This window comes from Micromonospora sp. NPDC050495, from assembly GCF_040655175.1.
In the GTDB taxonomy this organism is placed as follows: Bacteria; Actinomycetota; Actinomycetes; order Mycobacteriales; family Micromonosporaceae; genus Micromonospora.
In genome coordinates this window covers 60,380-84,155 of record NZ_JBFAJK010000012.1, presented here as the reverse complement: position 1 = coordinate 84,155, position 23,776 = coordinate 60,380, and the positions used below count along the sequence as shown (strand labels likewise).

The window sequence follows — 23,776 nt, the reverse complement described above, 5'->3', positions numbered from 1 at the left end:
CGCCAGATCAGAAGTGTTGGACCAGGTCAGGGAAGGCGGCCAGGCGGATCACCCGGTGGTCGGTCGGGTCCAGCTCGTCGTGCTCCAGCACCCAGGTGTTCTCGTTCGGGATGAAGACCGCGTTCATCCCGGCCGCCCGCGCCGGCCGGATGTCCGAGCGGGGAGAGTTGCCGATCATCCAGGCGGCGGCCGGGTCGAAGCCGTGTTCCCGGGCCAGCCAGCGGTACGTCTCGACGTCCTTCTCGGGCACGATGTGCGCGGCCCCGAAGTGGTGCAGCAGGCCGCAGGCGTCGAGCTTGCGCTGCTGCTCCTCCCGGTCGCCCTTGGTGAGCAGCAGCAGCTCGTGCCGGGTGGCCAGGTCGTCCAGCGTCTCGGCGACCCCGGGCATCAGCTCCACCTGGTGGCCGGTCAGCGCCGCCGCCAGCTCGTCGATCTCGGAGCGCTCGGCCGCGGTGGCCGGGCGCGACCGCAGCTTCTCCAGACACTCGCCGAGGCTGCGCAGGAAGACCTTGCTGCCGTAGCCGTGCGCGACCGCGTTGGCCCGCTCGATGTCGTCCAGCACGGCCCGGATCTCGGCGCGGTCCAGCGTCGGATGGTCCAGCCAGGCGAGAAAGTCGTCGATCACCCGCTCGAAGACGACATTGTTCTCCCAGAGCGTGTCGTCGGCGTCGAAGACCAGCACCGCCGCGTCCCGGCCCCGTGCCATCGCGGACCCCTCCCCGGTGTCGTTGGACCGGGACACGCTACAGCGACCCGACGACGGCGGCAGCCGGGTTTTCGACGGCGGGTGGCCGCGCGGGTCAGCGGCGCAGCGTGAGGATCAGGTCGGCCACCAGGGCGGTCCAGCCGGTCTGGTGCCACGCCCCCAGCCCGGCGCCGTTGTCGCCGTGGAAGTACTCCGGGAAGCAGAGCAGGTCGCGCCAGTCCGGGTGGGTCTGGAACAGCTGGGCCGCACCGTAGATGGGCCGCCGGCCCCAGCCGTCCCGGGTGAACAGCGAGATCAACCGGGCGGAGAGATCGTCGGCGATCTGGTCCAGGGTCCGCTTCACCCCCGAGCGGGTCGGGTACTCCACCTGGAGGTCGTCGCCGAAGAAGGCGGCGTAGTCGCGCAGCGCGCTGATCAGCAGGAAGTTGGTCGGCATCCAGATCGGCCCGCGCCAGTTGGAGTTGCCGCCGAACAGGCCGCTGGTCGACTCGGCCGGCTCGTAGCCGACGCTGAACTCCTGCCCGCCCAGGCTGACCGTGAACGGCTTGTCCAGGTGGGCCCGGGAGAGGGTACGCAGGCCGTACTCGGAGAGGAACTCGTCGGTATCGAGCATCCGGGCGAGCAGCCGGACCACCTGCTCCGGGCCGACCATGGACAGCAGCCGCTGCTGGCGGCCGTCGGGGCCGAGCCGGCGGGCGCCGACCACCTCGGCGTACTCGGGGCGGTTGGTGAGGAACCAGCGCAGCCGGGCGCCCAGCTCGGGCAGGCGGCGCAGGGTCCGCGCGGTGAGCCGGGTGACCGCGGCCAGCGGCAGCAGCCCCACCACCGAGCGGACCTTCAGCGGCACCTTCGTGCCGTCGGGCAGCCGCAGCACGTCGTAGAAGAAGGCGTCCTCGTCGTCCCAGAGCCCCTGCTCGTACGCGGCGGCCGCGATGTACGCGAAATGCTCGAAGAACTTGGTGGCGGTGTCCACGTACGCGCGGTCGTGCTCGGCCAGCACGATGGCCATGTCGAGCAGGTTGAGCGCGTACATGGCCATCCAGCCGGTGCCGTCGGACTGCTCCAGCGTGCCGGCGACCGGCAGCGCGGCCGAGCGGTCGAACGGGCCGACGTTGTCCAGCCCGAGGAAGCCGCCCTCGAAGACGTTGTTGCCGCCGGTGTCCTTGCGGTTGACCCACCAGGTGAAGTTGAGCAGCAGCTTGTGCATCACCCGGGCGAGGAACTCGTGGTCCCGGCCACCGTCGATCTCGAAGACCTTCAGCGCCGCCCAGGCGTGCACCGGCGGGTTGACGTCGCCGAACGCCCACTCGTACGCCGGGATCTGCCCGTTGGGGTGCAGGTACCACTCACGCAGCAGGAGCAGCAGCTGCTCCTTGGCGAAGCCGGGATCGACCCGGGCCATGGTGACGCAGTGGAAGGCCAGGTCCCAGGCCGCGTACCAGGGGTACTCCCACGGATCCGGCATGGAGATCACGTCGAAGCTGTTCATGTGCCACCAGGCGCTGTTGCGCCCGTGCCGGCGGCCGGCGGGCGGCGGCGACGAGCCGGGGTCGCCCTCCAGCCACCGCTTGACGTCGAAGTGGTAGAACTGCTTGCCCCACAGCAGCCCGGCGATCGCCTGCCGGGCGACCAGGGCCTCGTCGGCGGTGGCCGCGGCCGGGACGACGCCCGCGAAGAAGCGGTTGGCCTCGGCGCGGCGGGCCCAGAGCACGGCGTCGAAGTCGTCACCGAGCTCCGCCGGGGGCGGCGGGGCGCTCGCCGGCGGCGGGGCGGTACGGGTCAGCCGCAGCCGGATCTGCCGCTGCCCGCCGGCCGGCACGTCCAGCACGTAGTGCAGCGCGCCCTTGGTGCCCGCCCGGTCCGGGTTGACGGTGGCCGCGCCGGTCACCACGTGGTCGTTGATGCCGTCCTTCGGGTACGGCGACCGGCCGGGCAGCCCCCAGAGCCGCTCGGCGTTGGTGTCGTTGTCGCAGAGCAGCGGGGTGGGCTCGCCCTCCCCCTCCAGCAGCAGCTGGCCGAGCACCCAGTGCTCGCCGAGCAGCCGGGCGCCCGCGCCGGGGGACGCGCCGGCCGGCGTGCCGACGATCCGGGGCACCCGGTCGCCGCCCGGCAGCCCCCAGGCCCAGGTGTTGCGGAACCAGAGGGTCGGCAGCACGTGCAGGGTCTCGTCGGTGTCGCCCCGGTTGGCCACCGTGATCAGGACGCAGAGATCGGTCGGGGACGCCTTCGCGTAGTCGACGGTCACCGCCCAGTACCGGTCGTCGTCGAAGATCCCCGTGTCGACCAGCTCGTACTCGGTGTCGTCCCGGCCGCGCAGCGCGTTGACCGCGACCAGTTCGTCGTACGGGAAGGCGGCCTGCGGGTAGTGGTAGCGCCAGCGCATCCACGAGTGGGTGGGGGTGGAGTCCTCGTACCACCAGTACTCCTTGACGTCCTCCCCGTGGTTGCCGCCGTCCCCGCCGAGGCCGAACATCCGCTCCTTGAGGATCGGGTCGCGCCCGTTCCACAGCGCCAGGGCGAAGCAGAACGTCTGCCGGTCGTCGCAGACGCCCGCCATCCCGTCCTCGTTCCACCGGTAGGCTCGGGACCGCGCGTGATCGTGGGGAAAGTAGTCCCACGCCGTGCCGTGCTCGCTGTAGTCCTCCCGTACCGTCCCCCACGCCCGCTCGGACAGATAGGGACCCCATGCGCGCCAGTCCTGCTCGCCGGCGTCGGCCTGGGCGAGCCGGTGCCGCTCGGGGTCGGGGGTCGCGGAGGTCGGACGGTCAGTGATCACCTGCACATCTTCGACGCCGCCGGGGTACATCACCACAGCGGCCATTGTCGTCGTGGCGCGTTACACCTCGCGGGCGGTGGAGGAAAGTTGATCGACATTCGGTTCGGACCGCAGGTCTGCGGCGACCTCGCCGCCGGCGCGTCCAGGGAGTGGCTGGTCACCGACGGGCGCGGCGGCTACGCCATGGGCACGGTCAGCGGCCTGCGCACCCGCCGATACCACGGGCTGCTGGTGGTGGCCGGTCAACCGCCGGCGTCCCGCCGGGTGGGACTGGTCAGCCTCGACCCGGCGGTGACCCTGCCGTCCGGGGCGCGGGTGCGGCTCGGCGCCCACGAGTGGGCCTCCGGGGTCGTCGACCCGCGCGGGTTCGAGCTGCTGGAGCGCTTCGACCTGACCGACGGGGTGCCCCGCTGGCGGTGGCGGGTCGGCGACGTGGTGATCGAGCGGGAGATCGCCATGGCGTACGGCCGGTCCTGCGTGGCCGTGGTGCACCGGCTGGTCTCCGGCGGGCCGGTCCGGCTCGACCTGGCGGCCGCCTGCACCTGGCGGGACGCGCACGGCGAACGGCGCGCCGACGGTCCGGCGCCGCGGCTGGACCCGGTCGCCGGCGGGGCGGTCATCGAGGGGGCGTTCCGGCTGGCCGGGCCGGACTGGACGCCCGAGGGGCAGTGGTGGCTCGGGGTCCACCACCGGGAGGAGGCGGCGCGCGGGCTGCACCCGGACGAGGACCTCTGGTACGCCGGCCGGTTCTCCGCCTCGCTGGACGAGCCGGGCGCCGAGCTGTCCGTGCTGGCCTGGGCCGACGACCTCGCCGAGGAGCCACCGCCGGCGACCGCGCTGGTGGCGGCGGCCCGGCGGCGGCACCGCGCGGTGGTGGCCGCCGCGAAGCCGGACGACGAGGTCGAGGCGACCCTCGCCCTGGCCGCCGACGCGTTCGTGGTCCGCACCGCCACCGGGCCGGACGTGGTGGCCGGCTACCCGTGGTTCGGCGCCTGGTCCCGGGACACCATGACCTCCTACGAGGGGCTGTTCCTGGCCACCAACCGGGCCGACGAGGGGCGGGAGCTGCTGCGCGCGTACGCGGCGACGCTGTCGGAGGGGATGCTGGCGAACACCGCCGACACCGGACGGGTGGAGCACAACACCGTCGACGCGACGCTGTGGTTCCTGCACGCGGTGAGCCGGCACGTCACGTTGACCGGCGACACCGACCTCGGCGCGGAACTGCTGCCCGCGCTGCACGCCGTGGTGGCGGCGCACGTGGCCGGCACCCGCTACGGCATCGGCGTCGACCCGGCCGACGGGCTGCTCACCCAGGGCGGCCCGCCCGACGTGGCGCTGACCTGGATGGACGCCCGGGTGTACGGGGTGCCGGTGACCCCGCGTACCGGCAAGCCGGTGGAGGTCAACGCGCTCTGGGTCAACGGGCTGGCCGGGCTCGCCGAGCTGACCGAGCTGGCCGGCGGGGACGCCGGCGGGCTGCGCACGCTGCACGCCCGGGCGGCCGGGTCGTTCCGGGAGCGGTTCCCGGGGCCGGCCGGCTGGCTGCACGACGTGGTGGACGCGCCCGCCCCGGCGTACCCGCTCGGCGGGGCGCCGCACCACGACGACGACCTGCTCCGCCCCAACCAGCTGCTCGCCTGGTCCCTGCCGTACGCCCCGCTGGAACCGGACGAGGCGACGCTGCGGCGGGTCACCGAGGCGCTGTTCACCCCGCTCGGCCCGCGCAGCCTCGCGCCCGGCTCCCCCGGCTTCGTCGGCCGGCACCGGGGCGGCCCGGCCGAGCGGGACTCCGGCTACCACCAGGGCACCGTCTGGCCGTGGCTGACCGGGCCGCTCGTCGACGCGTACCGCCGGGCCGGGCTGCCCGTCGACGACCTGCTGGTCGGGCTGACCGGACACCTGACCGAGTACGGCCTCGGCTCGGTCAGCGAGACCGCCGACGGGCTCGCCCCGCACGCCGCCACCGGCTGCCCGTTCCAGGCCTGGTCGGTGGCCGAACCGCTGCGCGTCTGGCGGCCCCGCCGGTAACCCGTTACACACCGGCAACCAGCGTGTCTCCGCTGGTTATCGACCTCTCGGCAGGATGGGCGGCGACCCCACGACGGACCCGGCGCGGTGCGGCCTGGGGGCGCGAGACACAACTCAAAGGGGGCCGCATGTCAGCTGACGCCGCAGTGTTCGACCTCCAGCCCACCCGGCACCAGCGGGTGCTGATGCTGTCCTGGGAGTACCCGCCCGTGCTCGTCGGTGGCCTCGGCCGCCACGTGCACGCCCTCTCCGTCGCCCTGGCCGCCGCCGGCCACGAGGTCACCGTCGTCACCCGGCACGCCGACGGCGCACCCCTGGAGGAGTACGCCGACGGCGTCCGGATCGTCCGGGCCGCCGAGGACCCGGTCACCTTCCCGCTCGCCACCGACTCCCTGCTGGCCTGGACGATGGCCTTCAACCACACCCTCACCCGGGCCGCCCTGCGCGCCGCCGGCGCCGGCGGCTTCGACGTCATCCACGCCCACGACTGGCTGGTCGCGCACACCGCGGTCACCCTGGCCGAGCACCTCGACCTACCGCTGGTCAGCACCATCCACGCCACCGAGGCGGGCCGGCACCAGGGCTGGCTGCCCGGGGAGATGAACCGCACCATCCACGGCGTCGAGCACTGGCTGAGCAACGCCTCGGCCCGGGTCATCGCCTGCTCCGGCTACATGCGCGACCAGGTGGCCCGGCTGTTCGAGGTGCCGACCGGGCGGGTCGACGTGGTGCCGAACGGGGTGGACGGCCGGGCCTGGCACGCCCGCCCCCGCGCGGTCACCTCCGCCCGGGCCCGCTTCGCCGGGGACGGCCCGCTGGTCGGGTACGCCGGCCGGCTGGTCTACGAGAAGGGCGTGCAGCACCTGGTGCACGCCGTGCCGTGGTTGCGGCGACGCCATCCGGGGCTGCGGGTGGTGATCGCCGGCGACGGCCCGTACCGGCAGGAACTGGTCGACCAGGCGCGGCGGCTGCAGGTCGGCGAGACGGTCCGGTTCGCCGGTTTCCTGGACGCCGGGCAGCTCCCGGCGGTCCTCGCCGCCACCGACGCCACGGTGATCCCCAGCCTGTACGAGCCGTTCGGCATGATCGCCCTCGAGGCGGCCGCGGCCGGCGCGCCGCTCGCGGTGGCGGCGACCGGCGGGCTGGCCGAGATCGTCGAGCCGGGCGTGACCGGGGTGACCTTCCCGCACGGTGACCCGGACGCCCTGGCCGGCGCGGTCGACCAGCTTCTCGGCGACGAGGTCTTCGCCCGCCGGGTGGCCCGCCGCGCCCGCAGCATGGTGGCCGAGCGGTACGGCTGGGCGACCATCGCGGCCCGCACCGCCGGCAGCTACGCCACCGCCCGCCGCGACCACGACGGTTTCCAGGCGCGCCGGGCCGCCACCCTGCTGGCCGGGAACCGTTCGGCCATCGCCATCCCGGACGGCAATCTGCTGACCGGTGCCGCGAGCTGACCCGGGACGGCCCTGACGGGCGATAGGTACCGCCCGATCCGTTGGCTATTGTGGACCTCCACCAGCGGTGAGGAGAGCGGTGCAGCAGGTAGTGATCGCCGGCCGGTACCGCCTGCTCGAACTGGTCGGCCGCGGCGGGATGGGGCGGGTCTGGCGGGCCCGCGACGAGACGCTGCACCGCGAGGTGGCGGTGAAGCAGGTGCTGCCGCCGCAGTGGCTCGCCGCGAACGAGCGGGACGAGCTGCGCCGCCGTACGCTGCGCGAGGCCCGCACGGCGGCCCGGCTCAGCCATCCCAACGTCGTGCACGTCTACGACGTGGTCCAGGTCGACGACGATCCCTGGCTGGTCATGGAGTACGTCCCGTCCCGGTCGTTGCAGGAGCTCGTGGACGCCGAAGGGCCGGTCGACCCGCGCCGGGCGGCCGGCATCGGGCAGGCGGTGCTGGCGGCGCTGGGCGCCGCGCACGGGGCCGGGGTGCTGCACCGGGACGTGAAACCGGCCAACGTGCTGCTGGCCCGGGACGGCCGGGTGCTGCTCACCGACTTCGGATTGGCGGTCTTCGACGGCGGCGACGGCCTGATGACCCGGCCCGGCCTGGTCCTCGGCTCGCCGCAGTACGTGGCTCCGGAGCGGGCCGCCGAGGGGGTGTCCAGCGTCGAGGCGGACCTCTGGTCGCTCGGCGCCACGCTGCACACCGCCGTGGAGGGCCGCTCGCCGTACGCCCGGAGCACCGCGATGGCCACGCTTGCCGCGCTGGCCAGCCAGCCACCGGATCCGGCCCCGCACGCCGGCCCGCTGGAGCCGGTGCTGGCCGGCCTGCTGCGCCGCGACCCGCGTCGGCGCCTGCGCCACGACGAGGCGGCCCGGTTGCTGGCGGCCGCCGCCGCCGGTGTGGTCATCCGGCGCGTACCGGCGTCGGCGCGTCCCGACGCCCCGACCTGGGACGGCGCGGGCGCGGCCACCACCCCGCCGGTCGGCGGGCCGCCCGGGGCGCGGCCGGCGGCCGCCGCCCCGGCCTGGAGCCGAGCGGCCCGGCTGACCGGCCCGGCCGTCACCGCCGACCTCACCACGGCCGCCCCGCCGGCCGACCCCGGCCGTGCGGCGGCCGGCACGCCAACCGACCTCGGCCCGGCGGCGCGCGGTCCGGCCAACCTCGGCCCGACACCGAGCGGACCGGCCAACCTCGGCCCGACAGCGAGCGGACCGGCCAACCTCGGCCCGGCGGCGAGCGGATCGTCCGACCACGGTCCGGCGACAAGCGGGCCGACCAACCTCGGCCCGACAGCGGGCGGCCCGGCCAGCCTCGGCCCGGCGGCAAGCGGGCCGGCCGGCGGCGACAGCCCGGACGGGCGCCGACAGGCGCTGGTGCGCCGCTGGGCGCTCGCCGCGGGCGCGCTGGTGTTGGCGGTGGCCGCCGGGGTCGGCACCGCGCTGGCGGTCACCAACGAGCCGGACCGGCGGGCCGAAGCGCCGACCGGGACGCCGAGCGGTGAGTCGTGGCAGCGCGGGCCCGGCCTGCCGGACGGCCACGGCGCACCCCCGCCCCCACCGTTTCCCTGCGTCCGGCCGGATCCCGCCGGCGAGCCGGTGACCGCGGGGAAGTCCTCCCCGGGCACCGGCGGCGAGCTGCCCGCCGGCTGGGTCTGGTACGCCAACGCGACGTTCCGGGTCGCCGTGCCGGCCGGCTGGCGGTACCTGCGCTCGGGCAACACCACGTGCTTCCAGGACCCGGTGACCAACCGGATCCTCGGGGTCGAGCCGTACGTCGGCGGCACCGACCCGGTCGAGGAGCTGCGCTCGGCCGAGCGGGACCTGGTCGGCGGGGGCCGGCTGCCCGGCTACGAACGGGTGCGCCTCGCCGCGGTCGACGGTGGCGCCGAGTGGGAGTGCCGGTGGTCCGCGCCGTACGGGGAGCGGCTGCACGCGCTACGGGCGCTGCCCCACGACGGCGGGACCTGGACGCTGGGCTGGACCACCTCGGACCGCGACTGGGCAGCCGCCGGCGCCCAGCTCGCCGTGATCCGGCGCAGCTTCAAGCCCGGCGGCGCGACCCGCTCGGCGAGCTGACGCCGCAGCGTCCCATCACCGACACAATCCCCGGGCCGGCCGGGCCGGAGGGACATACTGCCTGGTGAACGGGCGGGTCCGGGATGGGCAGCGGGACGCCTTCCCCAGTGGACCGTCCGGGTGATGCCCCACGACCCGATGGCTTGACTACAGTGGCGTAGTTTTGTCGATCAAGATCTCTGGGGAGGGCGAGCCGACATGATGGGACCGTCCCACGCGCTGTCCGGCGCGGCGGTGTGGCTGACCGGCTCCTGGGCGCTGGACCAGTTCGCCGACTACCACCAGACGCCGCTGGCGCTGGCGGTGGGCACCGCGGTCTGCGCCGGCGGGGCGCTCTTTCCCGACCTCGATCTCTCCGGCAAGGTCACCCGCAACCAGGGTGGCGCGACGGTGGCCCGGACGTTCGGGGTGTTCAGCCTCTTCATCGCCGAGGTCGTGGAGAAGATCTCGCTGGGCGTCTACTACGCCACGAAGCTGAGCAAGGACCCGCGCCGCAACAACGGGCACCGCACGCTGACCCACACCCTCCCGTTCACGTTCCTCGTCGGGTGGGGCACCACGGCGCTCTGCGGCCACTTCGGCAAGTGGGCGGTGGTCAGCATCCTGTTCTTCATGATCGGGCTGGCGCTGCGCGGTCTGTTCGACGAGTGGGCCGAGCGGGCCGGCTGGGTGATCGTCACGCTGGCGTCGGCCGCCGCCGCCTGGTTCACCTTCGCCAACCTGCCCGGCGACCGGGGGTACCCACTGATCGGGCTGGCGGTCGGGGTGGGCTGTTTCGTGCACATCCTCGGCGACATGATCACCCGGGCCGGGGTGCCGATTCTCTGGCCGATCCCGATCAGGCGCCGGATGTGGACGATGGTGGGACTGCCGAACGCCATCGCGTTGCGTACCGGCAGCAAGGGCGAGACGATCGTGCTGCGCGCGGCGCTGACCGTGCTCGCGGTGCTCGCCGCGGTGGGGCTGGTCGCACCCTCGGTGCTGCAACGCTTCAACATTGAGATGTGACAGACCTGCTGGACGGTGGCGCGGGGCCGGCGGAGGGTAACCGGCCGCCGGCCGAGGACGCGGCGGTGCCGCGGTTCTGGCGGCGGCTGGGGCTGCCCGGCCTCGCCGACGTGCACACCCATTTCCTGCCGCCCCGGCTGCTGCGCAAGGTGTGGGCGTACTTCGACGCGGCCGGCCCGCTGGTGGGCACCGAGTGGCCGATCCGCTACCGGTGGGACGACGACGCCCGGGTGGCGCACCTGCGCCGCCTCGGCGTACGGGCGTTCACGGCGCTGGCGTACCCGCACCGGCCCGGGATGGCCGAGTCGCTGAACCGGTGGACGCTGGACTTCGCGGCGCGGACACCGGGCTGCCTGCCCTCGGCGACCTTCTTCCCGGAGCCGGGGGCGGCCGGTTACGTCGCGGACGCGCTGGCCGGGGGCGCGCGGGTGTTCAAGGTGCATGTGCAGGTGGGCGGCTTCCCGCCGACCGAGCCGGGGCTGGACGCGGTGTGGGGGCTGCTGGCCGAGGCCGGTGTGCCGGTGGTGGTGCACGCCGGGCACGCCCCGGTGGGCACCGCGCACACCGGGCCGGCGCCCTTCGCCGCGCTGCTGGCCCGGCACCCCCGGCTCGCCGCGATCGTGGCGCACCTGGGCGCCCCGGACTACGCCGCCTTCCTCGACCTGGCCGAGCGGTACCCGCGGGTGCGGCTGGACACGACGATGGCGTTCACCCCGTTCTTCGACCGGCTCGAACCGTTCCCGCCCGCCGAGCTGCCCCGGCTGCGCGCGTTGGGGCTGGCCGGCAAGGTGCTGCTGGGCAGCGACTTCCCGAACATCCCCTACCCGTACGCGGCGCAACTGACCGGGCTGGCCGAGTTGGACCTGGGCGACGACTGGCTGCGGGCGGTCTGCTGGGGCAACGCCGCCGCGCTGTTCGACCTGCCGCCCGACCTGGACGGCGGAGCGCGAGGCCCGGGGGCGTGACGCTGGGTGACGGGCGACCGCCGCACCCGCGGAGAGGCGGGAGAATCACTGCGCGTCACCGGGCTCGTCGACGGGCGCGGCGGGCTGTCGCCGTCGCAGGCGCCTGACCAGGACCATCGCCGGAACGGCGCGAGCGGGCGTCCCTGTCCTCGCCCGCCTTTGCTCTGCAGCCATCCGCGCAGCGGGCGACCGAGCGTCACCGCTGCGCCGGTGGCTGCAGAGCAAAGGCGGCGAACAGCCACCCCGCCGCCGCGCCGGCATCGCGTACGGACAGTGACCAGATTGCCGCCGGCGACCGGCCGAGCCAGGGGCGGCGAGCACGCGCCGGGGCCACACCGGGCGGGACGGCGAGCACCACGTCGGGGCCACACCGGGCGGGACGGCGAGCACGACGCCGGCGGCCGGCGAGGACCGCGCGGGTGGCCCCGCCCCGGGGGCCGCCCGCCGCAGCGGGCAGGCGGCTACCCGCGGGTGGAGTGGGCGGGGGTCAGCCGGCGAGGACGTCCCGCAGCGTGCGCGCGAACGCCTCGGGCTGGCCCGGGAAGCCGGACTCCGGGCCGAGGAAGCCGCCATGGCCGCTCGGGAACACGGTGGACCGCTGGCCGAGCAGTTCGGCCATGGCCTCCGAGGTGCGTCCGGTGAAGATGTCCGCGGACTCCTCGCCCACCGCGATCACGATGCGGGTCGGGGCCGCGGTCAGCGCCGCCACGTCCGGGCGGTAGCTGCTGACCGCCCAGGACTGGTCGGAGAGCAGCGGGTTGTCGCGGGTGCCGTCGTCCTCGGTCGGCATGCCGAACTGGGCCGGGTCCGGGGCGGGCTGGGCGAAGTAGGCGTCGGTGTACTCGCCGCGCCACGACGTCATGGCGATGAAGGCGGCCATGCCGGCGTTCGACCCCTTCGCCTCGTAGACGTCCCGGACGGCGCCGCGGGCGCGTTCGGCGGCCGCGGCGTCGGGCAGGACCGGGATGACGGGCGGCTCGTGGGCCACCAGCGTGGTCACGTCGTCGGGGAAGGCCGCCACCAGCGCCAGCGCGGTCACCGCCCCGCCGCTGCTGGCGAACATCTCGACCGGCCCCGCGCCCAGGGTCTCGATGAGGGCGTGGATGTCGGCGGCCTGGACGTCCGGGTCGTGGTCGGTCCGGCCGTCCCGGCGGGTGCTGCGGCCGAGGCCCCGCGGGTCATAGGTGACGACGGTGCGGTCGGGGAAGTACGACGCCAGGGTGGTGAAGCCGCTGGCGTCCATGGGCTGGCCGATCATGAACAGCGGGGGGCGACCATCGGCGGTGGGCAGCGGGCCACGCACGTCGTAGACGAGGTCGGCCCCGGCGATCTTCAGCGTGTGGGTGTTCGTCATGTCGGTGTGGACTCCCGTCGTGGCGCAAACTCATCGGACCTCGGACGGCCGGGGTGGTCCCAGCCGTCCGCCGCACCTCGGCCGGCAGGAGGACGGATCACTTCGCCGGCAGGGTCCCGGCGTAGCTGACCCCTCGAGCCACCCAGCGGGCCAGGTCGGCATCGATCGCGCAGGTCGAAGGGTCGACCGTGATCCAGCCGCGCATCGGCCGCCCCCGCATCACGGTAACCGTCGCGCCGGGCTCCGTCCGCAGCCGGTCGAACTCCGCCGGTTCCACCCGGACCAGCAGACCGCCGGCGCCGCGGACCACCACCGCCATGTTGCCGTGTACCAGCATCGCCAGACCGCCGAACATGCGCCTCTCGGTCAGTCCCGACTGCCGCCCGACCAGTTCCCGGACCCGGTCCGCGAGGTGCTCGTCATACGCCATGCCCGCATCCTGACACCCAGCCGGGCACCGGTGCAGGCTCGGACGGACAGATCGGGACGACGGTGCGCCTGTTTCGGTTCGGCGACGCACCGCACCCCGGCCCCGAGCTGGCCGTCCGGCGCCAGCCTGCCTTTCTCCGGCACCGGAGGGCTCCGCCGACCGTCATGGCCTGCGCAGGTTGGCGCACAGCTTCTTCGGGAAGGCCGGCTCCACGGCGTGGACCGGTGCGCAGCCGGCCGTCGTCGTGCTGGTGATCGTCGCCCAGCCGCGCTCTCCGGCCCAGCGCAGGAAGTAGCGGCGTACGGTGACCGACGGGTCGCAGCCCTCCCTCGCCTCGACGCCGCACGGCACCGGGTCGAACGGCACCGTCATGACCAGCCAGCGGCCGTCGCAGCCCTCCGGTGAGCCGACCGAGTGGCGGGACACGTCCATGCCGCGCACCGCGACACTGATCCACGCGGGGTCGCAGTGGTCGGTCGGCATCGGGTCGCAGCCGAAGGTGGCGTCGCAGCGGTGGTAGCCGTCACCGTCGCGTTTCCACGGCTCCTGGTTGAGCACGACGAGGCGACCGGCGATCGGCTCCGGCGTGGTCAGCCTCACCTCGCCCGGCGTGTGGGTGGGACAGGCGCCGACCGTGGCGGAGAGGCGCGAGTCCTGCACCACGTTGGCATAGACGCGGTTGTTCTCCTCGGTGAGGTAGGTGATCCGCGGGTTCCGGGAGCACCCGTCGGCCCCGGCGAGCAGCGCAACGGTCAGCAGGAGCGAGCGCGGGTCGTCGCTGAGGCGTACGGCGGTGACGTCGGCCTGATAGGTGGCCCAGGTGGTGCCCTCGGTGACGTCGCCCGGCGTGGGCGCATCAGCCGACTCCGGCCCGTCCGCTGAGGCGGGCCCGTCAGCGGGCGCGGGCACGGCGCCCGGCCGCGCGCAGCTCACGAGCGCGGCCAGGCACAGCAGGACGGTGGCGAGTCGGCGCATGGCGACGAGCCTGGCCGCTCCGCCCCACCGGCCGCAACCGTACGGATACTCAGTCCACCTCAGACGCCGACCCGCTGCTCCGGGATGCTCAGGCCGTAGAGGGCCATCAGTTCGGGGCTGTCGATCCGGCTGCCGTCGGCCACCGAGTCGCAGGCGATGTCGACGATCTGGTCCTTGTGCGCCAGCAGGTACGGCCGGGCGCCGACGTCGGCGCTGGCCAGCGTGGCGATGCCGGACCAGTGCCGGCGGCCGAAGAGCATCGGGTAGCCGCGCAGCCCGTCGTAGGTGGCGCAGACCAGCACGTCCGGGTAGGGCAGGGCGGCCACCCGGCGGACCGCGGTGGCGGTCAGCCCGGGCATGTCCACCGGCACCACCACGACCGCCTCGATCTCCTCGTCGGTCAGCGCGGCGAGCCCGGCCCGGATCGACGAACCGACCCCGGTGCCCCAGGCGCGGTTGACCACCACGGTCGCGCCGCCCAGATCGGTGGTCTGCCGGACCTGTTCGGCGGCGGCGCCGAGAACGACCACGATCTGCTCGCAGCCCGCCTCGCCCATCGTGTCGATCATCTGACTGACCAGGGCCCGCTCCCCCTGGTGCAGCAACGCCTCGGGCCCGCCGATCCGGCGGCCCCCACCAGCGGCGATGATCATTCCTGCGATCCGGTTCAGCGGTGCCCCCTCGACCAGGGGGACGGAAGGAGCGCAGCCGCGCCCGGTCCGTCCCGTCGTACGCACACCGGGCCCAACGAGCACCCGGGGGGCCGGGTAGCGGGGCAAAACGGAAAATTGCCCGGCTATGCCGCGTCGGCGTAGCAGTCGACCACGGAGAGGTCGAGCGGGAACCGGACCGGGGTGTCGCCGAACAGCAGCCCGGTGGCCCGCTCGCCGGACGCGGCCACGGCCGCCGCCACCTCCTCGGCCCGCTCGGCCGGGCAGTGCACGACCACCTCGTCGTGCTGGAAGAAGACGATCTCCGCCGGGGTGCCGGTGAGCGCGGTGCGCAGCGTGGCCAGCAGGGTGGAGGCCCACTCCGCGGCGGTGGCCTGGATGACGAAGTTGCGGGTGAACCGCCCCCGGGAGCGGGCCGCCCGGGCGCGCGGGCTCTGCGGATCCGCCCCGGCGTCCGGCTCGACCTCCTCCCCCTCGCCGAACCCGGCCGACCCCGGCGGGCAGGTACGCCCCAGCCACGACCGGACCAGCCCGCCCGCCTCGCCGGTGCGGGCGGCGGCCTCCACGTACCCGAACGCGGTCGGATAGCTCTTGCGGAGCACGGCCAGGGCGGGCAGCGCGGCGCCGCCGGTCTGCCCGTACATGGCGCCGAGCAGCGCCACCTTGGCCCGGCCACGATCACCGGCGAAGGCGTCCCGGGCCAGCGCCGCGTAGAGGTCCCCGGCGCCGCCGGCGGCGGCCAGCCGCTCGTCGCCGGAGACCGCGGCGAGCACCCGCGGCTCGAGCTGGCCGGCGTCGGCCACCACGAACCTCCAGCCCGGGTCGGCCACCACCGCCCGCCGGATCACCTTCGGGATCTGCAACGCCCCGCCGCCCCGGGTCGCCCACCGGCCCGAGACCACCCCGCCGGGCACGTACTCCGGGTGGAACCGGCCACCGGAGATCCAGGCGTCCCGCCAGGCCCAGCCGTGCGCCGTCCAGATCCGGTAGAGCTCCTTGTATTCCAGGACCAGCGGCACCGCCGGGTGTTCCACCCCGCGCAGCGACCAGGCCCGGGTGTTCGGCAGCTCGACGCCGGCCCGCGCGAACGCCTTCAGCAGCTCCGCCGGGGAGTCGGCGTGCAACTGGCGGACGCCGAACGCCTCGGCGATCCGCCCGGCCAGCTCGGCCAGCCGGCGGGGCGGCCCGCCGACCGGGGACGCCTCGCCGAGCAGCTCGGCGAGGATCTCGTCGTGCACGTCGGCCCGCCACGGCAGGCCGGCCGCGCCCATCTCGGCGGCGATCAGCGCGCCGGCCGACTCGGCGGCCACCAGCAGCCGGAACCGGCCGGGGTGCTCGGTCCGCGCGACCCGGGCGAGCTGGTCGGCGTACACCCGGGTCAACGCCGCGATGCCCGGACCGGGCGGGCCGGACGGAGCGTCGAAGAGCGCGCCCTGCCCGTGGCCGGGCGGCTCCGGCGGGCGGGGCGCCGGGTCCGGCGGGACCGGCGCCCCGGTGAGCCGCGCCCAGGCCGCGGCGAACGAGCGGGGCTCGCCCCACCGGCCGGCGTGCCCGAGCAGCAGCGCCTCGGTCAGCTCGACATCGTGGCAGCGCTCCAGCCGGACGCCGGCGCGCAGCAGCGCCGGGTAGAGCGTGGCGGCGGTGGCCCAGACCCAGCGGGGCCGGTCGGCGGCCTCGCGCGCGCCGACCGCCGCGGCCAGGTCGGCGACCTCCTCGGCCGGGCCGGCCGGGCGGCCGTCACCGTCGAGCGGTTGCAGCACGCCGCCGCCCCGCTCGTCCGCCACCAACGCCACCAGCACGGACGCGATTCTGCCCGGCCCCTCCGACAGACGGCGGCGGGACCGGGCAGCGGGTCGCGCGACTACTTGCTGACGCCGGCCGTGAGGCCGGACTGCACCTGGCGCTGGAAGACGATGTACACGATCAGGACCGGCAGCATGGCCATGGTGACCCCGGCGAAGAGGCCGGACCAGTCGGACTTGTAGCCCTGGTTGACCGACAGCTCGATCAGGCCCTGGGCGATCACCTGGTGCTTCGGCTCACCGGAGACCGACTGCATGAGCAGGGTCGGCAGGTACCACTGGTTCCACTGGCCGAGCACGTTGAAGATGCCGATGCTGATCAGGCCGGGCTTGGCCATCGGCAGCATCACGCTGAAGAAGGTCCGGCTGTGTGAGGCCCCGTCGACCTGGGCCGCCTCGGCGATCGTGTCCGGCAGCGTCCGGAAGAACGAGTGCATGAAGAAGATCGTGAAGGACAGCGACCAGGCCACGTAGACCAGGATCAGCATGAGGTGCTTGTTCGGGCCGAGCAGCGGGAAGCTGATCCCGGTGTTGTAGACCCCCTTGAACAGCGGCACCGCGGCCAGGTAGATCGGCAGGGTCAGGCCGGAGAGGAACATGTAGTAGATCAGCCGGTTGCCGCGGAACTGGTAGCGGGCCAGCGCGTACGCGGCCATCGAGCCGAGCAGCATGGTGAGGGTCACGCTGCCGGCCATCACCAGGACGGTGTTGAGGAAGAACGCGCCGAGGTGTCCCTCGGTCCACGCCCGGCCGAAGTTCTCCCAGTGCAGCTTGTCGGGGATCAGCGAGAGCGGCTCGCGGATGACCTCCGAGTCGTCCTTGAACGACGACATCACCACCCACAGCAGCGGGTAGATCACCATCAGGGCCCAGACCACCAGGAACACGTGGGAGAAGCCGTTGAAGATGCGGGAACCCCAGCCGGACCGGTGGGCCTCCGCCCGGCCCCCCGGCGCGGAGCGGGACGGGACGGTCTGGTCGGCCCGGATGGGGCCGTGCGTCGCGGTGCTCATCGTCGCCCCTCCTTCAGAACTCGATACGGTCACGACGGGTGATCCTGAGCTGCAGCGCGGCGAGCAGGATCGTGAAGATGGCCAGCGCGACACCCATCGCGCAGGCGTAGCCGAACTGGCCCTTCTGGAACGCGGTGAAGTTGAGCACCGACGCGAAGATCTCGCTGGCGTGGTTCGGGCCGCCCTGGCTCGGCGTCATGACGAAGACCAGGGCGTACATGTCGAGGGCGATGAAGCCCAGGTAGACCCAGGCCACCGAGATGGTCTCCCGGAGCAGCGGCAGGGTCACCTTGAAGAAGGTGTGCAACCGGCCCGCGCCGTCGAGGATCGCGGCCTCGTAGATGTCCTTCGGGATCGACTGCATGGCCGCGGAGAAGAGCACCATGTAGAAGCCGGCCCCGCTCCAGACCGCGATGAGCAGCAGCCACCAGAGCACCGCCGGGATGCCGAGGAAGGGCTCCGGGTCGGCGGTGAAGGCGATCGGGTTGTCCGCGTCGACCACCCCGATCTTGATCAGCAGGCCGTTGATCAGGCCCTGCTCGTCGCTGCGGTAGATCTGCTGCCACATCACGGCCACCACGACCAGGGACAGCACCTGGGGGAAGAAGAAGATGACCTTGTAGAGGGCGGAGCCGAACACGCCGCGGATGCCGGCCCTGTCCTCGCGTCCGCCCACGTTGAGCAGGAACGCGAGGAGCAGGGCCAGCGCGATGGTGAACAGCGGCACGGTGACCAGGAAGAAGACGTTGTGCCAGAACGCCTTCCTGATCAGCTCGTCGGAGAACAGCCGGACGTAGTTGTCCAGCCCGACGAAGCGCTGGGAATCCGAGTAGCCTCCCCAGTCGGTCAGCGAGTATCCCGCCGCCTGCGCGAACGGCCACACCACGTAGAACAGGTACAGCGCGACGGGCAGGGCCAGGAAGCCCGTGACGAAACGCGCGACTCCGTGCCGCATTGGACTCACTCTCTCCGTCGGATCAGGCGGTGCGGGTCTGCTTCTTGATCGACGAGTCCTTGGCGACCTTGTCCGCGGCCGCCTGCATCTTGTCGACGAACTGCGCGGCGGTGAGCCGGCCGGCCATCAGTTCCTCGGCCAGGTTCTGGCTCTCCTTGTCCAGGTCGGCGTAGAAGTCCGGGAACTTGAACGAGACGAGCTCGGAGCCACCGTTCTTCATCAGGCCGTTCGCGCTGGACAGCGCCGAGTCCTGCACGTTGTCGCCGGAGCCCTTGGTGGAGGCCAGCGACTTGGTCAGCTCGGCGAACTTCGCCGAACCGGCCTTGGACAGGATCGCCCGCAGGAACTCCTTCGCGGCCTCCTTGTTGGGGGCCTTGCTCGGCACCACGAAGCCCTCGCCGGAGGCCGCGTACACGTCCTTGGCCGCCTTGTCGCCGGCGTTGCTCCAGTAGTCGGAGAGGGTCAGCTCGAAGCCCGGCGGGATGGTCTGGGCCATCTCGTTCTTCAGCCAGGTGCCGACCTGGATGAAGGCGGCCTTGCCGTCGAGCCACGCCTGCTGCGACTGGGTGTGGTTGAGCTTGCCCGGGAGCAGCAGCTTGTCCTTGACCAGCTTCTCCCACGGCTGGAGCGCGGCGACGATGCCGTCGGCCTTCCAGGCGCCGTCCTTGAGGTTGTCGATGTCGACGACGGCCTGCTTGCCGACGGCCTTCCAGATGCTGGCGAAGAGCGCCCAGCGCGGGTAGTAGCCGTGGATGGCGTCGTGCACGTACGGCGCCATGCCCTTGGCCTTGATCTTCGGCGCCAGGGCGAAGAACTCGTCCCAGGTCGTCGGGGCCTGCCAACCCTCCTTCTTGAACAGGGCGGCGTTGTACCAGTTGCCCCAGACCGTGTACGCGACGTTCACCACGTAGAACTTGCCGTTCTGGGTGCCGTCGGCCACGGTGCCCGGCAGCAGGCTGTCGGCGACGGTGCCGTCGCTGTCCCAGGCCGGCGCGGTGAGCAGGTCGTCCAGCGGCTCGATGGCGCCCTCGTTGATCAGGGTGCTGCGGTCCATGCTGTCGGCGCCCGAGTTCATGACGAGGTCGCTGGGCTGCGTCGCCATCTTCGGCTGCTCTTCGGTCTTGATCTTCTGGGTGGAAGACATGTTGACCGTGACGTTCGGGTGCTTGGCGTTGAAGACGGTCTTGTCTTCCTTGGCCCACTGGTCGCCCAGGCCGCCGTTGAAGACGACCACCTTGACGGCGCTGCCGTCCTTCACGCCGAACGGGTTGTCCTTGCTCTTCGCCGCGCCGCCGGTGTCGGACTTGCTCGGCTCGCTGCCGGCGCAGGCGCTGAGCAGGCCCATCGCCGGGGTGGCGAGGAGGCCGGCCGCGGCGGCCCGCTGGAGCAGCGTCCGGCGGCTGAGGTCACCGAGGTTCTCGGGGATAACCGACATCTTTGTCTCTCCTTGTGGTGTCGGGTCAGGCGGTCCGCCGGAGGCGCCCGGCGTACCGCGACTCGAGGGCGAGGTTGTGCTCGTCCCCACCGGGGACGTTGGCGGAGAGGTAGATAGGGGGCACCTCTCCGGCCAGGTGGAACCGTCGTACGACCTCGGCGGTCAGCAGCTGCGCCAGCAGCGCCGCGGTGACCGACGAGACCGCACAGACCGCGCCGCCGCCCTCGAGCGGCAGCAGTGCGTCACCGTACGGCGCGCCGTTGTCCAGCACGACGTCGGCGAGGTCGGCGAGCCGTTGCCCCGACGGGTGCCGTGGGGCGACCCGAGCGGTGTGCTCGACCGAGGTGACCGCGATCAGCGGGTGACCGTGCGCCCGGACCAGCGTCGCCAGCTCGACCACCGAGCCGTTGATGCCGGACTGGGAGGCGACCACGAACACGTCCCGCGGGTGCGGCGCCGCGAGGGCCCAGAGCTGGTGCGCGACCTCGGGGTCGCGTTCCAGCTTGGGGTCGGCGAGCACGTCGCGGGGCGCGTCGCCGTGCAGCACGAGATCGTGCAGGGAGAGTCGGTTGGTGGGCACCAGGCCGCCGGCCCGGGCGACCAGTTCGGCGGCGAACGCCTCGGAGTGGCCGGCGCCGAACGCCTGGAGCACGCCACCGCCGCGCAGCCCGTCGGCGATCAGGCCGGCGGCCCGGTCGATCGCGTCGGCCTGGGTGTCGACGAGCCGGTCCAGCATCGGGCGGACGGCGTCCGCGTACCGCCGGGCGCTGATCATGCGGTGGCCCCCTTCGCGTCCTTGTGCCCGTCGACGGCCTGGGCGGTGCGCCGGAAGGCCGCGTGGGCGCGGTCGTGGGTGCGCTGCGCCACCGCGATGTAGAGCAGGTCGAGCACGACGAGCTGGGGGTGGCGGGCGGAGAGCGCGTCGGGCCGGAAGGTGGTGGCCTGGCTGGCGGTGACCAGGACGATGTCGGCCAGTTCGGCCAGCGGCGAGCGGGGGAACCCGGTCAGCGCGATCGTGGTGGCCCCGCGGCTGCCCGCCTCGGCGAGCATCTCGATCGTCTCCCGGGTCTGCCCGGTGTGTGAGATGCCGAGCGCGACGTCCCCGGAGCCGAGCAGCGCGGCGCTGGCCAGCCCTTCGTGCACGTCGCTCCAGGCCCACGCGGCCACTCCGATGCGGTGCAGGCTGAACTGCATCTCCTCGCCGACCAGGGCGCTGCCGCTGGCGCCGAAGATGTTCACCCGGCTGGCGCCGGCGATGGCCACCGCCGCCTTCTCCACCTCGGCGAGGTCGAGCAGCGCGGCGGTGTCGTGCATGGCCCGGGTGTCGGCGGCCATGATCTGGTCGAGCACCCGGGACAGCGGGTCGCTGGGCTGGATCTCCCGGCCGATGTCGACCGTCCAGCCGGCCGAGCGCGCCCGGCCGGTCTCGGCCGCGATGCCCAGCCGCAGGTCGGCGTAGCCCTCGAAGCCCATGGCCCGGCAGAACCGGGTGATGGTCGCCGGCGAGGTGCCGCTACGCTCGGCCAACTCGACGATGGTCGCCCGGGCCGCCGCCTCGGGGTCGCTGAGCACGTGCTCGGCGACCCGGCGCAGCGCGCCGGTCAGCTCCCCCGCGCCGGCCCGGACCCGGGCCAGCACCCCGTCGGAGGGGTTCACCGCCATCGCACCCCGCCGGTCGACCGCGTCGGCGTCGACCACCGCGGTCCCCGCGGGGGTGTCCACCTCGTGATCAACCATGGGACGCCTTTCGGAAAAGAGTGTTAACTGTTAGTGGTAAAAGTTCTTACTGAACGCCCCTCCGTGTCAAGACCGTGGGCGAAGTTTTCAAACTGTTACCTGGCGCACAGGCCGGGAGGGGCCGGCCGATCTTGCCTCCGGCAGCCCGGCCGACCAGCATGAAGGGCCAGCACGCCCGACCGCAGGGAGGCGCCCGGATGTCCGACACCGTCGTGGTCGGCCTCGACGTCGGGGGTACGTCCACCCGCGCGGCCGCCGTCCGCCTCGACGGGGTACGCCTCGGTGCCGGCCGGGCCGGCGGCGGCAACCCGACCAGCCACGGCGCCGAGCGGGCCGCCGCCGAACTGCTGTCCGCGCTGCGGGCCGCCCTCGCCGACGTCGACCCGGCCCGGGTCCGCGCCGGCACCATCGGCCTCGCCGGCGCCGGCCGGCTGCTCGCCGATCCGCAGGGCCGGGCCGCCTTCGACCGGGCCTGGGCCGACGCCGGCCTGCGCTGCCCCTACGCGGTGCACGGCGACGCCCTCGTCGCGTACGCCTCGGGCACCGCCGCGCCGGACGGCACGGTGCTCATCGCCGGCACCGGGGCCATCGCCGCCCAGGTTCGCGACCTGCGGCTGGACCGCGTCGCCGACGGGCACGGCTGGCTGCTCGGCGACGCCGGCTCCGGCTTCTGGCTCGGCCGGGAGGCGGTCCGCCGGCTGCTGGCCGACCTGGACCGGGCCCGGCCCCCCGGTGACCTGGCCCGCCGGGTGCTCGCCGAACTGACCGGCGCCCCCGAGGTGGCCGCCCGGCCCCGGGCGACCGCCGAGGCGGTGGTGCAGGCCGTGACCCGGCGCCCGCCGGTGGAACTGGCCCGGCTGGCGCCGCTGGTGGTGACCGCGGCCCGGGACGCCGAGCCGACCGCCCGGGCACTCATCGCCGAGGCGGCCGCGCTGCTCGCCGAGAGCGCCGCCCGGATCCGCCCGCCCGGCGCGACCGGCCCGGTCGTGCTCGGCGGCGGCCTGCTCACCGGCGACACCCCGCTCGCCGGCGCGGTCCGGGCCGAGCTGACCCGGCGGTGGCCGGACGCACCGCTGCACTCCGCCGGCGACGGCGCCGCCGCGGCCGCCTGGCTCGCCGCCCGCGACCTGCCGGAGGTCACCGACCCGGCGGCGCTGCACGCGCTGCTGGTCCCGGCAACCTGACCCCGCCGGGTAGCCCGAGGCCCGCACCCGCTCGCCGGCCCGCCGATCGTGGACCAACCGCACAGTCAGGCGAGGTCGGTGAGGACGTGCTCCAGGCGGGGCCAGACGTGGCTGCGCCAGCCGCCGTCGAGCAGGGTGAAGGTGCGCCGCTGCACCGGGTCGTCCGGGTCGAAGCCGGCATGCTCGAGGAAGAGCCGGGTGCCGCGCCCCTCCGGCACCAGCGACCAGCTGACCACGGTGTCCAGCCGGCCGCCCCGCCAGGCCCAGCGCAGCCGGCGCGGCTCGTCCAGTTCCAGCACCTCGCAGTGCACCACGCCGTCGAAGCCCTGCCCCGGTCGCGGGGTCGTCCGGAAGGTGAAGCGGTGTCCCGGAACCGGCCGGAAGTCGTTCGGCATCAGCCAGCGGGCCAGCAGATCGGAATCGGTCAGCGCCCGCCACACCTTCCGCGGCGGATGGGCCAGGAACTGGTCCACCGACACGGTGGCCCGCTCAGTCATCGGGCAGGCCGTCCAGCACGTCACGCAGGTCGGCGAGGCGGGCCCGCCAGAACCGCTCGTACGGGCCGATCCAGTCGGCCACCTCGCGCAGCGGCTCGGGACGCAGCGCGTAGAACCGCTGCCGGCCGACCGGCTGTTCGGTGACCAGACCGGCGTCCTTGAGCACCCGCAGGTGCTCGGAGAGGCTCGGCCGGCGCATGTCGAAGTGGTCGGCGAGCTGCTGCACCGGCTGCTCCCCCCGTTCCAGGAGCAGCCGGAGCAGTTCGCGCCGGGTGGGGTTGGCCAACGCCGCGAAGACGTCCGCCACGTCAGACCCGGGTCGACTGGAGCACGATGCCGTTGCCGTCGGGGTCGTCGAAGGTCACGTACCGGCCCCAGGGGGCCGTCTGGATGCCGTCGTCGGCGAAGACCACGCCCCGCTCCCGCAGCCGGGCCACGTCGGCGTCGAGGTCGTCGGTCTCCAGCACCAGACCCTTCAGCGAGCCGGGCGCCATGGTCGGGAACCAGGTGACCAGGGTCAACGCGGTGTCCGCCCCCTTCGGGGCGACCTGGACCCACCGGCCACCCGGGCCCATCGGGTTGTCGAAGATGAGATCGAAGCCGAGCAGGTCGACATAGAAGTCGCGGGCCCGGTCCTGGTCGCTGACGGGTACGGAGACGAGCTTCACGTGAGTCACGGTCATGCCCACCACAATAGGTAGGAGATTTCCTACCA

At 73.8% G+C, this 23,776-nt stretch carries 21 protein-coding genes; 6 read left to right on the top strand and 15 right to left on the bottom strand.

Annotated elements, in window-relative coordinates:
- Nucleotides 1-7: 7 nt before the first annotated feature.
- On the bottom strand, nt 8-706 hold the full coding sequence (locus AB0I11_RS15055) for an HAD family hydrolase (RefSeq protein WP_357319429.1): 699 nt from the start codon (nt 704-706) through the stop codon (nt 8-10).
- A 94-nt stretch (nt 707-800) separates the two neighbouring features.
- On the bottom strand, nt 801-3,527 hold the full coding sequence (locus AB0I11_RS15050; protein WP_357319426.1) for a glucosidase: 2,727 nt from the start codon (nt 3,525-3,527) through the stop codon (nt 801-803).
- A gap of 42 nt (nt 3,528-3,569) precedes the next feature.
- Here AB0I11_RS15050 and AB0I11_RS15045 point away from each other — a divergent pair, with 42 nt between their 5' ends.
- From AB0I11_RS15045 to AB0I11_RS15025, 5 genes are all read left to right on the top strand, one after another.
- Nucleotides 3,570-5,513: an amylo-alpha-1,6-glucosidase gene (locus tag AB0I11_RS15045; RefSeq protein WP_357319423.1), complete on the top strand. Its 1,944-nt coding sequence runs from the start codon at nt 3,570-3,572 to the stop codon at nt 5,511-5,513.
- A gap of 128 nt (nt 5,514-5,641) precedes the next feature.
- Nucleotides 5,642-6,967, top strand: coding sequence for a glycosyltransferase family 4 protein (locus AB0I11_RS15040; RefSeq protein ID WP_357319419.1), 1,326 nt, complete (start codon nt 5,642-5,644; stop codon nt 6,965-6,967).
- Between the two features lie 79 nt (nt 6,968-7,046).
- Entirely contained in the window at nt 7,047-9,035 is a 1,989-nt protein-coding gene (locus AB0I11_RS15035) for a protein kinase (RefSeq protein WP_357319416.1), read from the top strand.
- Nucleotides 9,036-9,233: 198 nt separating this feature from the next.
- Nucleotides 9,234-10,043, top strand: a complete 810-nt coding sequence (locus AB0I11_RS15030) for a metal-dependent hydrolase (protein WP_357319413.1) — start codon at nt 9,234-9,236, stop codon at nt 10,041-10,043.
- Nucleotides 10,044-10,048: 5 nt separating this feature from the next.
- A complete protein-coding gene (locus AB0I11_RS15025) occupies nt 10,049-11,008 on the top strand; it encodes an amidohydrolase family protein (RefSeq protein ID WP_357319614.1) in 960 nt (319 codons plus the stop codon).
- Between the two features lie 487 nt (nt 11,009-11,495).
- On the opposite strand, the gene AB0I11_RS15020 is transcribed toward AB0I11_RS15025, so the two are convergent.
- The 10 genes from AB0I11_RS15020 to AB0I11_RS14975 form a co-directional block, all read right to left on the bottom strand.
- Complete coding sequence (locus AB0I11_RS15020; RefSeq protein ID WP_357319410.1) at nt 11,496-12,362, bottom strand: alpha/beta hydrolase; 867 nt, start codon at nt 12,360-12,362, stop codon at nt 11,496-11,498.
- Between the two features lie 97 nt (nt 12,363-12,459).
- Nucleotides 12,460-12,792, bottom strand: coding sequence for a TfoX/Sxy family protein (locus AB0I11_RS15015; protein WP_357319407.1), 333 nt, complete (start codon nt 12,790-12,792; stop codon nt 12,460-12,462).
- Nucleotides 12,793-12,954: 162 nt separating this feature from the next.
- Nucleotides 12,955-13,767 carry a hypothetical protein gene (locus tag AB0I11_RS15010; RefSeq protein WP_357319404.1) on the bottom strand — a complete coding sequence of 271 codons (813 nt, stop codon included), beginning with the start codon at nt 13,765-13,767 and terminating at the stop codon, nt 12,955-12,957.
- A 59-nt stretch (nt 13,768-13,826) separates the two neighbouring features.
- On the bottom strand, nt 13,827-14,420 hold the full coding sequence (locus tag AB0I11_RS15005) for a nucleotidyltransferase family protein (protein WP_357319401.1): 594 nt from the start codon (nt 14,418-14,420) through the stop codon (nt 13,827-13,829).
- Between the two features lie 143 nt (nt 14,421-14,563).
- Nucleotides 14,564-16,267 (bottom strand): bifunctional 3'-5' exonuclease/DNA polymerase, encoded by a 1,704-nt coding sequence (locus AB0I11_RS15000; protein WP_357319611.1) that lies wholly within the window; start codon nt 16,265-16,267, stop codon nt 14,564-14,566.
- 32 nt (nt 16,268-16,299) lie between these two features.
- Nucleotides 16,300-17,253, bottom strand: coding sequence for a carbohydrate ABC transporter permease (locus tag AB0I11_RS14995; protein ID WP_357319398.1), 954 nt, complete (start codon nt 17,251-17,253; stop codon nt 16,300-16,302).
- A gap of 13 nt (nt 17,254-17,266) precedes the next feature.
- Complete coding sequence (locus tag AB0I11_RS14990) at nt 17,267-18,208, bottom strand: sugar ABC transporter permease (protein ID WP_357319395.1); 942 nt, start codon at nt 18,206-18,208, stop codon at nt 17,267-17,269.
- A 22-nt stretch (nt 18,209-18,230) separates the two neighbouring features.
- On the bottom strand, nt 18,231-19,643 hold the full coding sequence (gene ngcE, locus AB0I11_RS14985; protein WP_357319392.1) for an N-acetylglucosamine/diacetylchitobiose ABC transporter substrate-binding protein: 1,413 nt from the start codon (nt 19,641-19,643) through the stop codon (nt 18,231-18,233).
- 25 nt (nt 19,644-19,668) lie between these two features.
- Nucleotides 19,669-20,418: an SIS domain-containing protein gene (locus AB0I11_RS14980; RefSeq protein ID WP_357319389.1), complete on the bottom strand. Its 750-nt coding sequence runs from the start codon at nt 20,416-20,418 to the stop codon at nt 19,669-19,671.
- Nucleotides 20,415-21,380: a MurR/RpiR family transcriptional regulator gene (locus AB0I11_RS14975; RefSeq protein ID WP_357319386.1), complete on the bottom strand. Its 966-nt coding sequence runs from the start codon at nt 21,378-21,380 to the stop codon at nt 20,415-20,417. Before AB0I11_RS14975 ends, AB0I11_RS14980 begins: the two co-directional genes overlap by 4 nt.
- Before the next feature lie 197 nt (nt 21,381-21,577).
- On the opposite strand from AB0I11_RS14975, the gene AB0I11_RS14970 reads away from it, so the two are divergent.
- Entirely contained in the window at nt 21,578-22,564 is a 987-nt protein-coding gene (locus AB0I11_RS14970; protein WP_357319383.1) for a BadF/BadG/BcrA/BcrD ATPase family protein, read from the top strand.
- A 65-nt stretch (nt 22,565-22,629) separates the two neighbouring features.
- On the opposite strand, the gene AB0I11_RS14965 is transcribed toward AB0I11_RS14970, so the two are convergent.
- Genes AB0I11_RS14965 through AB0I11_RS14955 form a run of 3 tightly spaced genes read right to left on the bottom strand, consistent with a single transcriptional unit; the run spans nt 22,630 to nt 23,744 of the window.
- Nucleotides 22,630-23,061 carry an SRPBCC domain-containing protein gene (locus tag AB0I11_RS14965; protein ID WP_357319380.1) on the bottom strand — a complete coding sequence of 144 codons (432 nt, stop codon included), beginning with the start codon at nt 23,059-23,061 and terminating at the stop codon, nt 22,630-22,632.
- Nucleotides 23,054-23,368 (bottom strand): metalloregulator ArsR/SmtB family transcription factor, encoded by a 315-nt coding sequence (locus AB0I11_RS14960; protein WP_357319376.1) that lies wholly within the window; start codon nt 23,366-23,368, stop codon nt 23,054-23,056. The genes AB0I11_RS14965 and AB0I11_RS14960 overlap by 8 nt, the downstream gene beginning before the upstream one ends.
- Nucleotide 23,369: 1 nt before the next feature.
- On the bottom strand, nt 23,370-23,744 hold the full coding sequence (locus AB0I11_RS14955) for a glyoxalase superfamily protein (protein WP_357319373.1): 375 nt from the start codon (nt 23,742-23,744) through the stop codon (nt 23,370-23,372).
- Between the last annotated feature and the right edge of the window lie 32 nt (nt 23,745-23,776).

What these genes read in the sequence shown, in the direction of transcription:
- AB0I11_RS14980 (WP_357319389.1), bottom strand. Translation starts at nt 20,418, where the DNA reads ATGATCAGCGCCCGGCGGTACGCGGACGCCGTCCGCCCGATGCTGGAC.
- AB0I11_RS14995 (WP_357319398.1), bottom strand. Translation starts at nt 17,253, where the DNA reads ATGAGCACCGCGACGCACGGCCCCATCCGGGCCGACCAGACCGTCCCG.
- AB0I11_RS15005 (WP_357319401.1), bottom strand. Translation starts at nt 14,420, where the DNA reads ATGATCATCGCCGCTGGTGGGGGCCGCCGGATCGGCGGGCCCGAGGCG.
- AB0I11_RS14970 (WP_357319383.1), top strand. Translation starts at nt 21,578, where the DNA reads ATGTCCGACACCGTCGTGGTCGGCCTCGACGTCGGGGGTACGTCCACC.
- AB0I11_RS14965 (WP_357319380.1), bottom strand. Translation starts at nt 23,061, where the DNA reads ATGACTGAGCGGGCCACCGTGTCGGTGGACCAGTTCCTGGCCCATCCG.
- AB0I11_RS15015 (WP_357319407.1), bottom strand. Translation starts at nt 12,792, where the DNA reads ATGGCGTATGACGAGCACCTCGCGGACCGGGTCCGGGAACTGGTCGGG.
- AB0I11_RS14975 (WP_357319386.1), bottom strand. Translation starts at nt 21,380, where the DNA reads ATGGTTGATCACGAGGTGGACACCCCCGCGGGGACCGCGGTGGTCGAC.
- AB0I11_RS15010 (WP_357319404.1), bottom strand. Translation starts at nt 13,767, where the DNA reads ATGCGCCGACTCGCCACCGTCCTGCTGTGCCTGGCCGCGCTCGTGAGC.
- AB0I11_RS15020 (WP_357319410.1), bottom strand. Translation starts at nt 12,362, where the DNA reads ATGACGAACACCCACACGCTGAAGATCGCCGGGGCCGACCTCGTCTAC.
- AB0I11_RS15055 (WP_357319429.1), bottom strand. Translation starts at nt 706, where the DNA reads ATGGCACGGGGCCGGGACGCGGCGGTGCTGGTCTTCGACGCCGACGAC.
- AB0I11_RS15050 (WP_357319426.1), bottom strand. Translation starts at nt 3,527, where the DNA reads ATGGCCGCTGTGGTGATGTACCCCGGCGGCGTCGAAGATGTGCAGGTG.
- AB0I11_RS15030 (WP_357319413.1), top strand. Translation starts at nt 9,234, where the DNA reads ATGATGGGACCGTCCCACGCGCTGTCCGGCGCGGCGGTGTGGCTGACC.
- AB0I11_RS15040 (WP_357319419.1), top strand. Translation starts at nt 5,642, where the DNA reads ATGTCAGCTGACGCCGCAGTGTTCGACCTCCAGCCCACCCGGCACCAG.
- ngcE (WP_357319392.1), bottom strand. Translation starts at nt 19,643, where the DNA reads ATGTCGGTTATCCCCGAGAACCTCGGTGACCTCAGCCGCCGGACGCTG.
- AB0I11_RS14990 (WP_357319395.1), bottom strand. Translation starts at nt 18,208, where the DNA reads ATGCGGCACGGAGTCGCGCGTTTCGTCACGGGCTTCCTGGCCCTGCCC.
- AB0I11_RS14955 (WP_357319373.1), bottom strand. Translation starts at nt 23,744, where the DNA reads ATGACCGTGACTCACGTGAAGCTCGTCTCCGTACCCGTCAGCGACCAG.